This is a genomic window from Paenibacillus gyeongsangnamensis, assembly GCF_027533625.1.
In the GTDB taxonomy this organism is placed as follows: Bacteria; Bacillota; Bacilli; order Paenibacillales; family NBRC-103111; genus Paenibacillus_G; species Paenibacillus_G gyeongsangnamensis.
In genome coordinates this window covers 104,578-113,566 of sequence record NZ_JAQAGZ010000026.1, presented here as the reverse complement: position 1 = coordinate 113,566, position 8,989 = coordinate 104,578, and the positions used below count along the sequence as shown (strand labels likewise).

The 8,989-nt window shown below is 51.6% G+C and carries 13 protein-coding genes; 9 read left to right on the top strand and 4 right to left on the bottom strand.

Annotation, left to right across the window (positions count from 1 at the left end):
• The first annotated feature begins 679 nt into the window (after positions 1-679).
• Entirely contained in the window at positions 680-1,216 is a 537-nt protein-coding gene (locus O9H85_RS31290) for a chromate transporter (protein ID WP_269885302.1), read from the top strand.
• 5 nt (positions 1,217-1,221) lie between these two features.
• On the opposite strand, the gene O9H85_RS31285 is transcribed toward O9H85_RS31290, so the two are convergent.
• Both O9H85_RS31285 and O9H85_RS31280 read right to left on the bottom strand, forming a co-directional pair.
• Positions 1,222-1,374 (bottom strand): hypothetical protein, encoded by a 153-nt coding sequence (locus tag O9H85_RS31285; RefSeq protein ID WP_269885301.1) that lies wholly within the window; start codon positions 1,372-1,374, stop codon positions 1,222-1,224.
• Between the two features lie 72 nt (positions 1,375-1,446).
• On the bottom strand, positions 1,447-1,638 hold the full coding sequence (locus O9H85_RS31280) for a hypothetical protein (protein ID WP_269885300.1): 192 nt from the start codon (positions 1,636-1,638) through the stop codon (positions 1,447-1,449).
• 140 nt (positions 1,639-1,778) lie between these two features.
• On the opposite strand from O9H85_RS31280, the gene O9H85_RS31275 reads away from it, so the two are divergent.
• Both O9H85_RS31275 and O9H85_RS31270 read left to right on the top strand, forming a co-directional pair.
• Positions 1,779-2,939, top strand: coding sequence for an MFS transporter (locus O9H85_RS31275; RefSeq protein WP_269885299.1), 1,161 nt, complete (start codon positions 1,779-1,781; stop codon positions 2,937-2,939).
• A gap of 25 nt (positions 2,940-2,964) precedes the next feature.
• On the top strand, positions 2,965-3,777 hold the full coding sequence (locus O9H85_RS31270) for an inositol monophosphatase family protein (RefSeq protein ID WP_269885298.1): 813 nt from the start codon (positions 2,965-2,967) through the stop codon (positions 3,775-3,777).
• A gap of 62 nt (positions 3,778-3,839) precedes the next feature.
• Here the strand turns inward: O9H85_RS31270 and O9H85_RS31265 are convergent, their stop codons facing one another.
• Together O9H85_RS31265 and O9H85_RS31260 are read right to left on the bottom strand one after the other, a co-directional pair.
• Positions 3,840-4,307: a type II toxin-antitoxin system VapC family toxin gene (locus O9H85_RS31265; protein WP_269885297.1), complete on the bottom strand. Its 468-nt coding sequence runs from the start codon at positions 4,305-4,307 to the stop codon at positions 3,840-3,842.
• Positions 4,307-4,633, bottom strand: a complete 327-nt coding sequence (locus O9H85_RS31260; protein WP_269885296.1) for a hypothetical protein — start codon at positions 4,631-4,633, stop codon at positions 4,307-4,309. Before O9H85_RS31260 ends, O9H85_RS31265 begins: the two co-directional genes overlap by 1 nt.
• Before the next feature lie 187 nt (positions 4,634-4,820).
• Here O9H85_RS31260 and O9H85_RS31255 point away from each other — a divergent pair, with 187 nt between their 5' ends.
• From O9H85_RS31255 to yidD, 6 genes are all read left to right on the top strand, one after another.
• Complete coding sequence (locus O9H85_RS31255) at positions 4,821-5,423, top strand: hypothetical protein (RefSeq protein ID WP_269885295.1); 603 nt, start codon at positions 4,821-4,823, stop codon at positions 5,421-5,423.
• A gap of 150 nt (positions 5,424-5,573) precedes the next feature.
• Positions 5,574-5,954, top strand: a complete 381-nt coding sequence (locus tag O9H85_RS31250) for a response regulator transcription factor (RefSeq protein ID WP_269885294.1) — start codon at positions 5,574-5,576, stop codon at positions 5,952-5,954.
• 19 nt (positions 5,955-5,973) lie between these two features.
• Positions 5,974-7,068: a rod shape-determining protein gene (gene mreB / locus O9H85_RS31245; RefSeq protein WP_269885293.1), complete on the top strand. Its 1,095-nt coding sequence runs from the start codon at positions 5,974-5,976 to the stop codon at positions 7,066-7,068.
• 78 nt (positions 7,069-7,146) lie between these two features.
• On the top strand, positions 7,147-7,629 hold the full coding sequence (locus O9H85_RS31240) for a MarR family winged helix-turn-helix transcriptional regulator (RefSeq protein ID WP_269885292.1): 483 nt from the start codon (positions 7,147-7,149) through the stop codon (positions 7,627-7,629).
• 164 nt (positions 7,630-7,793) lie between these two features.
• Positions 7,794-8,375: a hypothetical protein gene (locus O9H85_RS31235; protein WP_269885291.1), complete on the top strand. Its 582-nt coding sequence runs from the start codon at positions 7,794-7,796 to the stop codon at positions 8,373-8,375.
• A 208-nt stretch (positions 8,376-8,583) separates the two neighbouring features.
• The gene (yidD, locus tag O9H85_RS31230; protein WP_269885290.1) at positions 8,584-8,808 is read left to right on the top strand and encodes a membrane protein insertion efficiency factor YidD; all 225 of its coding nucleotides are present in this window, start codon (positions 8,584-8,586) and stop codon (positions 8,806-8,808) included.
• Positions 8,809-8,989: the final 181 nt, after the last annotated feature.

The window sequence follows — 8,989 nt, the reverse complement described above, 5'->3', positions numbered from 1 at the left end:
TGGAACGAATACATCGCTTGCCTCAAAGGATATCCGAGGGTAGACGAAAAAAGCAATAAGTACCGTTGTTAGATGGATGAGTAAATTACCATATAATTACCAAATGGACAGAGCTACCTTTCAGAGGTGATCGACCTTTTGGCGATGCGGCTTGAATCATTGTTCAGAATAATTCGACAACTTATCCAAACGATTTTAATGCAACGCTAGTGAAAATATTGGTAAAATTTATAATTTTGATTTAGGTTCCGTTATTGATTCTGAGTTAAAGGGATAATGGAATAAAGATGTTCGAAAGTGAATTAGGTTTTGAAATTATTAGCTCAAGTCGAGATGAAACTTAGGGGAATAGTAAAATTTCGATGATTAAATTAGGTTCCGCTTTTTGTTCCGAGCTAATGGGATAATGGTTTAAAGAAGGTCGTACCTGGCTAATGGGATAATGGTGCATAGAAGGTCGAACCAAGTAAATGGGGATTATGAAACTAATATTCATTTCGGATGAAACTTATGGGATTAGACCGAATTATGTGTTAATAAAGAATTATAACGAATAAAAAATGATCTTTACTAAGCTAAATAATAACTTTATCGAAAAAAGTTAATTCCAAAATGAAACAAAGTAAAGTATAATAACAATAACTACATCATAGCGGACAAAGAAATGGGGGGCATGTACGTGCTCTGGAGTTTATTTTTTACTTTCTTCAAAATTGGGTTTATATCGTTCGGGGGCGGGTATGCGATGATTCCGGTCATCCAGCATGAGGTGGAGACGCATCACTGGATGACGCCGGACCAATTTGTTCAAGCGGTGGGGGTTGCCGGGATGGGGCCGGGACCGATTGCGGCGAACAGCGCTACGCTTGTCGGATTCGAGGTTATGGGTCTCCCGGGTGCGGTGGCGGCTACGCTTGGGATAGTGATGCCTTCACTTCTGCTCGTTGTGGTGCTCGCCGCATTCTTTTATAAGATTCATGATCATGCCATGGTGAGAGCCGTATTCTATGGATTACGGCCCGTTGTAACGGCTCTAATCGTCTATGCCGCTATCCGGCTCTGGAGCTCGGGCACCGGGATCGGGGGCTTAAACTGGCATACGGTGGCGACGCTTCTAATCACCGGAGGGGCGCTCATCGGCATTATCAAATACCGTCTTCATCCGTTAGCGGTTATCGTTGTTTCCGGTGTGCTTGGGATCGTCTTCTTCCAGTAATCATTTTAAAACTTAATTTTGACGTCGAAGTCCTTCATTCTTTTTTGAAGGGCTTCCATTTCTTTCTGAAGCTTCTTCATGTCGTTGAACATTTTTTTCATTTCTTTATTTTCGGTGAGCAGGTTCATGGCATGCTCCCATCGTTTGGTTCCGGGCATATTCGATTCCCCCCTCCCGCACTTAGTTGCTATACTTTACGGCGAGGGGGTCTTTTTCGTGTATGCGGGAGTCTAGTCTTCCTTGGAAGGGCGAAGCTTCCGGAGTGCGAAGGCGCCGATTTCGGAGACGATTACCATACAGGATAAGCAGCCTAACGCATAGGGGACAATCAACGGAATGGCCCGCATATCCCAAATGTGCACGGCCTTAAGAAATACGGGATACAAGAGGAGCAGCACGAAGAATAAGATCATTTTTTTCATAATTTAGAGGAACTCCTATCCATGCGAATATTTATGTTGACGACTTCCCAGATGCGGAATAAGATAGGCGTGACAGACAATCCATTTTAAGGCAGCTGAGCCGCGTGCAGGTTAACTCACAAATCAAGAAACTTTTGTTCATGAACGCATCATCCATGATTATCTTCAATTATATCGGGATCTTTGTCAATTTGTACATTTGGGAAAAAGACAAGAGCATTTTTGACGTGACTTGGTTTAATCTCGTGATGTTCTTGGCTTGGAGCTTCGCTTTCGCCATAGGCTCTCGGCTATTGTCCCGATTCTCGACGCGGCTTCTCATTCGAACGACGGCTATCTGCGGCGGGTTAACGTTTCTGCTGCTATCTTTTCTCCATCTGGACAACCGTTTGCTCTGGATTGCCATCATTGCCATTCCCATCGGGATTATGTGGGGATTTTACGCTTCTACTCAGAACATTACACTGTGCGTCTACGGGAAAGGAAAAGATTTCGAGGGTTATTTTTCCGTAGCGTCGATTATCGGCCAGCTGGTCTCCATCATTAATCCGATCGTGTTTGCTTTCATCATCAAGTGGATCGGATATTCGGGATCCTTCCTTTTGATGATTCTGTTCGTAGGCATTCTGCTGACCGTATCGTTCTATATTCCGCCGATTTCGCTGGCTGAAGCGAAGGAGCCTTTATTCCGGCGCATGCGGTTTTCTCAGGTATTCTCTTCGCGAGCGCTGCGATGGATGGTGCCATCATGCTTATTCGCCGGTTTCTTCCTACAATTTCAAGGGCTGTTCGCTCTTATCTTCACATTCTCGGTCTCCGGAGACAAGCTCATTATAGCGCTGCTTAACGTGCTTTACGCTTCTTCGACCATTGCGGCGATGACGTTATATCGGCGAATGAAAACAAAGGAAGGCATATGGCTGACGGTAGGCATGCTCTTTATCTCGGCCGGCTTCCTGCTCCCGCTGTTCCCGAAAGCGCCGGTACTGATCGCATCGAACATCTTGACGACGGTAGGGTTGTTTTATTTCGGTACGGTATGGAACACGCGGCAATTCCGGGTCATCAGCCAGCATACGGCGATCGAGCAGGCGAGAATATTGCTTTGGCGCGAATGGTTCTTGAATGTTTCACGGATTACGATGCTCATTCTTATCTTATTCGTCAAGGAATTGAAGGGCCCGGTTTTTATCGGTCTGATTGCGCTTGCGCTGGTAAGTGCCCTTATGATACCGTGGTTTTCTAGGAAGGGATCGGATGCGTTCGAGCAACAGGCTCAAGCAGCCGTTCTCGATCGATAGAATTGGAAAGCGGGGAGCAACAGGTATGCAGGAATTGTTATCGGCTGCCAAGGAGGCAGCTGTGGAGGCGGCGCTCGCAGCGGGACGGCTGGCGAAACGTTATTTTGGCCAAGAGGTAGAGATTCGGTTGAAAAGCGCCGATGGGGACCTTGTGACTACTGTCGATCATATGGCAGAGGAAGAGATTCTGGCGCGGATAAAGAGCCGGTTCCCAGAACATCAGATCCGAAGCGAAGAAAGCGGCTGGTCCGGAGTGGAAGGCGACTGGCTCTGGCTGATCGACCCGCTCGACGGAACGAACAATTATGCGATCGGCCTGCCGGTGTACGGCGTATCGCTAACGCTGCTGTACCGGAAGGAGCCTGTTCTCGGCGTCATTTACGATTCCCATCTGGAGCAGCTGTATGTCGCGGAAAAAGGAGCAGGAGCCTGTCGCGATGCTCTGCCGATCCGTGTGAAAGACGACGCTTCTTCCGGAAACGGGAAGCTCACGATCGGTTGGATTCAAGGGCATCAAGTGCAAAGAGATGCGAGAGCCAGAGCGCTGAAGAGCCATCTGGAGCAGCAATGCAAGCGCGTGCTGCGCCTCTGGGCCCCGACGATCCAATGGAGCATGCTGTCCCGCGGCGATTTGGACGGCATCGTTTTGTATAACTCCGAGGGCGACGATTTATACGCGGGCGTTCTGCTCGCCAAAGAAGCCGGCGCCGCCGTTGTCGATTTCGACGGTAATCCGTTCGACCGGATGAATCCGGAGCCTTACCTGATCGCTTGTCCTCCGGGACGGGTAGAGCTCTTCATGCGTATGGTCCAGGAAGGGTTGAAGCTTCACGTTTAATAGAATCTGCTGTAAAAAAGCGCTGCTCCTCCGGGATGGGCCGGGGAAGCAGCTTTTTGGCCTCACCAGAGGCTCGGCATGACTTTGATCTCGCGGTCCAGCTTGGGCAAGAAGCCATAGCTTGGATTGAAGGTAAAGATTCGTTTGATTTGATAGGTCAGCATCACTACGGCGGTAAGCGCTTCGCTGAGTGAGAACTGGTAATTCGGAAAATCAAGAATGAGCCGTTTCGATTCCTGCTCCAGCTCCGGACGGCCCGATATAATGGTGAGCACCCCTTGCTGGACGGCCTTATCCATCGTATTCAGAAAAATTTGCGCATCCGCGTAGTCGTAATGGTTCCGCAGCCATTGATGCGTATCGAAGACTACGTAGTTGGTGGTGACGAGCTTGCGGTCCAGGTCGTCCAAATCGTAAAAAAGCGCACGGGACTTCAAGTAATAAGGATCTTCCGGATTCATAAAAGCGGCCAGCGCCGTCTGCTCGAGAAAGACGGTCTGAGTGTAATTGGTTTCATCCTGCAATGGCATTAAACCATTTCCTCCTCCCGGTTCTTCTCGCCGTGTTTGGTCAGACCGTCCAGCTGGAGCAGCGGATTTCTATCCCTCTGTTCCAGCGTAGCTTGGAACATGCTGTCCTGCGGGCGAGAGCTTGCATATTGCTCGATCATATAATGGACCACCGCATTCACTGTCGTGCCCTGCGCTTCGGCCAATCTTTTGCAGATGGCGTAACTGGAAGGCTCCAGTTCTATCCGGTTGTCGTCTGCTTCGATTTCCTCGGAAGTGATCAGCTGCGATGCGGCGGATTTCCATTTTCTCAGCTGGTTTTGGAGTAATGTCTTGGAGCTGCTCACGGTTCCACACCTTCCCACCTTGATTTGGCGTACTCAAACCGAGGTCGCCCACCTAAAAGGTTCGACTCGTGCGAATATTTTAGGTGGGGCAATTTGTCGTTTTTTGAAAAGATTCATACAAAAAGCTTGATCTTTCGATATATTGGGTAATAAACTTTGTTTCCTCCACTGGAAAGGAGCGGACACCATGAGCATGAAGGCTCTATTTACCGCACCGCAAAAATGGAGTCGGCCGTTCGTCGGCGGACTATTGATTATAGGGATTCTTGCCGGCTGCAGCAAGGAAACGGCCGGGGTACCGGCGGATGCCGGCATCAGCAGCAATCAAGAGGCACCGAAAACTTCCAAAGAGACCGATAGCGTGAAACCGCCAAGCGCCGATGTCAGCCCTCCCGCGCCTCAGCTTCCGGCGAGCGGTTTTGCGGAGGTTGAGTCCTCGCGGCCGAGTCCTCCGCCTGTGAAGTCCAAGCCCGCGGCTTCGCCCAAGCCTGAAGCCACAGGCAAGCCTGCCACTCCGGCCGCGTCAAGCAGCGGCACCGGGCAAGGGGCTGCGGCGCCCAAGCCGCCTGCCTCTGCGCCTCAGAACAGCGGCACGAAGCCGCAGACCGTGCCAAGCTCCGGCAATGGCAGCGGCAACGGATCAGGATCAGCGGACTTCTCGATCGTCCCGGACGCCGGCGAGCTGATCAAGCCTCCGAGCGCCAGCACGGAACCGGATACGCCGGCTTCGGCGGACACGAAGCCTAAAATTACCAATGGCGGCTTGATGAGCCCGCCGCAGGTGAAATAATCCCAAGCGCCACAAGCGTTTAAGAAGCCTTCTCTTTCTCCGGCAGGAAAGGGAAGGCTTCTTTTTTTGCGAATTGCCCCCCGTAAAACCCTTTTGTCAGAAGAACTGTATAGAGTAACAAGGAAATTGCGGGAAGGGAAGCGGCATAGGATGGCGTCTTGGAAAATACTCGTAGCTGACGACGATCCGAATGTCCGTGAGGTTGTCGGGCTTTATTGCGCGAAGCAGCAAATACAAATGATTGAGGCTCCGGACGGGGAAGCGGCGCTGGAGCTCATAGAGAAGGAAAGGCCGGATATGATCATTCTCGATGTGAGGATGCCGAAGGCGGACGGGTTTATAATAAGCCGTCAAATGTTCCGGAGGTTCGACATTCCGTTCCTCTTCCTTACGTCCAACAGAAGCCCGTGTGACCGGGATATGGGCATCGGGCTTGGAGCCAAGGATTACATAACGAAACCATTCAGTCCCCGCGAGCTTGTGGCTCGGATTAAGGCCATTCTCTCCAGTACGGAGTCAGGACCAATCTAACAAGAAAGAGGGAATATCGATGTTTCAAAGCTGGGATCAATTGTTCGGAATCGATCTGGGCACTTCCAATACGGTAATTTATCAGCAAGGCAAGGGCATTGTGCTAAGAGAGCCCTCGGTCGTCGCGATTCGCCAGGATACGGGAGAAATCGAAGCCTTCGGCGCGGAAGCACAGGCCATGATCGGCAGAACGCCGGGCAATCTGGAAATCGTTTATCCGCTTCAGGACGGGGTGATCGCCAATTTCGACGTCACCTCGGCGATGCTGCAATATTTTATTAAGAAAACGCAAGGCCGTCTGCCGTGGTTCCGCAGCTCCCAAGTTTATATTTCCGTGCCGTGCGGTATTACGAATGTGCAGAAGCGGGCTGTCGAAGAGACGGTCGTACATAAGGGGGCCAAAAAAGCGGTGGCCGTTGAAGAGCCGTTGGCCGCGGCCCTGGGGGCAGGACTTCCGGTGGACGAGCCTGTCGGGAGCATGGTGCTTGATATCGGAGGGGGCACGACACAGGTCGCTGTGCTCTCGCTCGGCGGAATCGTGGTCAGCCAGACAGTGAAGCGCGCCGGCATGTCTATTGACCGGGATATCATCGATTACGTGAAGAGGACGTACAATCTGGCGATCGGAGAACGCACCGCCGAGGAGGTCAAGATGCGCATCGGTACGGCCGATCCTTCACCAGAGCCGATGGTCATGGACATCAAGGGCCGCGATCTGCTTGACGGTCTCCCCCGGTCAATCCAGATCTCCTCATCGGAAATCCATACGCTGCTGGACGACTTTCTCCAGGGGATTGTCGATGCGATCCGGCTTACGCTGGAGAGCTGTCCTCCGGAGCTTGCAGGTGACGTGATGGAGCGTGGCATTCTGCTGTGCGGAGGCGGATCTCTGCTTCAGGGACTGGACCGGCGGCTGCAGGAGGAAACGGGTGTACCAGTCTATATGTCGGAGCAGCCGCTGGATTGTACCGCGCTGGGTGCTGGACTGATGGTGGAATACAGCCGTTCCTCGGCGCGTGCCGGTTCACGAATGGTAAGGAATGCATCGGGCGGGGGAGGCAAGTCCTGGAAAGCGGCGCAGGAACCGGAAGAGCCTGTGCGTAAAGAAGCTTAGCTTCAAGTTTCACAGCGTGTCATTTTATGATAAACTGTGTAGAAAGAAGCCGACCGGCTCTGTTACGGAGGTGCCGAAGTGAACCAAGATTCCACAATCCAGCCCGAATCCAGTAAAACCTACGGTTCAAGCATCAGCGATCTGCTGCGCCGTTTAACGAAGCTCTACGAATCCGTCATCGCCAAGGCATTGAAGGAAATCGGATTGACGAACCCTCAAATGATGGTGCTGAAGCAAATCATTCGTGAGCCTAAAACGCTTGGACATATTTCACAGGCGGTGCAGCTGTCGAACAGTACGGTATCCGGCATCCTGGACCGGCTGGAACGGGACGACTGGATCGAAAGGATCAGGGATGAGGAGGACCGGAGAATCATATGGATTCGCAAAACGGAGAAAATATCGGGGCTAAGGGATAAATTTGAATTGTTTCGGGAAAGTTTCTACGATCATTTGTTCGATGACATCAGCGATGCGGAGATTGAGCATATCGTCCGGTCGCTAGATATACTCATTACCCATTTGGAATGCAAATTGGAAGACGAAGCGTCCAGGTCTTAATGAAGACCCGGGCGCTTCTTTTTTTTGTTCAAGAATCGTTCAAAATTTCGCGTTTACACATCGGCTGACGAGCTAGAGAAAGCGAAGAGCCAGGCAGCATCCAAATCCGAAGCCTGATTACCATTGGCGGTTATACGCCTTCGAGCAGCTCCGAGGCCGCGGACTTGAAAGCCGTTGTGGCCAAGCGGATGGCCCGAATTATCGATGACGCTGCAACGGTTGCGGACGTGGAGACGAGCGATATTCTCAGCAGCCTGGAATCGGGCCGCAACCTGATATCGGCCACCGGGCTCAGCGCTAAGGAACTGACAGAGCAGCTTGTTAATATGGCGGATCAGGACATCGAGTTGGTCGCATTGCAAGGTTCGACGGAGAAAGCCGTTGCTGAAGGGAAGCAGGATGCCAGAAGCCAGATCAATCAGCTGATCAACGAGAACGGCCTTACCCGTAAATCGAATGATCAAGCTTTGAATCCTCAAGCGGTCATTGACCAACGTCTTGCCATCCTTGCCGACGATGTGGCGTTTATTTCAGGTATCGACAAAGATTCCGTTGTCGACGCCGTGGCCAGAAAAACACTGGTGCAAGCTTCCGGTATGACGCCTTCCGATCTTGTGGAAAGATTGGCTGATTTTGCGTCTCAGGATCTGGACTCGTTCGCTTCCGGCAAAAACGTACCGGCCGATAAGCTGCTTCAGTGGAAAGCCGATGCGAAGCGCCAAATCTTCCAGAAGCTGAACTCCTAAGATAACGCATGGCAGGAAGAGAGGACGATCCTTTCATAAGGATGCGTCCTTTTCCTGGTGTGTTGTCCGGTTAATCCAGATGCGTCGTTTGTCCTTTTTGTGGTAGAATAAAGGACGAAAGTAGAAGCAGAAAGAACAATTGCAGAAAAGATTCGCATACAACGAAAAAGTAATCGGGCCTTAAGGCTTTAGATAAGGAAGGATCCGCATGGTTCGTAACGTTCTAAGAGGCGGCATCGTGTTTTACCGCAAATTCATCTCGCCCCTGAAGCCTCCAACCTGCCGGTTTTATCCGACCTGCTCGGCCTATGCCCTGGAGGCGCTCGAGCGTCACGGCGCGGCCCGCGGCTCCTGGCTGGCGGTGAAACGGATCTGCAAATGCCATCCGTTCCATCCCGGAGGACTGGATCCGGTACCGCCCGCTAAGCGCTGAGGGAGGGGCCGGGCGCAGGCCCGCTTGACATGCAGAGCCATATTCCGATATATTGAGCATAACAGGCCTGTGAACGGATAAGTACTTGAGGGCGAAGCTTTACAGAGAACCGGGGGAGCTGAGAACCGGCGGGCATTCGCGCAAGGAAGATGGTCCCGGAGGCCATGAGGGTAAGCCGCCG

Coding starts and splice junctions, on each gene's coding strand:
- O9H85_RS31285 (WP_269885301.1), bottom strand. CDS start 1,374: ATGCCCGGAACCAAACGATGGGAGCATGCCATGAACCTGCTCACCGAA.
- O9H85_RS31280 (WP_269885300.1), bottom strand. CDS start 1,638: ATGAAAAAAATGATCTTATTCTTCGTGCTGCTCCTCTTGTATCCCGTA.
- O9H85_RS31275 (WP_269885299.1), top strand. CDS start 1,779: ATGAACGCATCATCCATGATTATCTTCAATTATATCGGGATCTTTGTC.
- O9H85_RS31270 (WP_269885298.1), top strand. CDS start 2,965: ATGCAGGAATTGTTATCGGCTGCCAAGGAGGCAGCTGTGGAGGCGGCG.
- O9H85_RS31265 (WP_269885297.1), bottom strand. CDS start 4,307: ATGCCATTGCAGGATGAAACCAATTACACTCAGACCGTCTTTCTCGAG.
- O9H85_RS31255 (WP_269885295.1), top strand. CDS start 4,821: ATGAGCATGAAGGCTCTATTTACCGCACCGCAAAAATGGAGTCGGCCG.
- O9H85_RS31250 (WP_269885294.1), top strand. CDS start 5,574: ATGGCGTCTTGGAAAATACTCGTAGCTGACGACGATCCGAATGTCCGT.
- mreB (WP_269885293.1), top strand. CDS start 5,974: ATGTTTCAAAGCTGGGATCAATTGTTCGGAATCGATCTGGGCACTTCC.
- yidD (WP_269885290.1), top strand. CDS start 8,584: ATGGTTCGTAACGTTCTAAGAGGCGGCATCGTGTTTTACCGCAAATTC.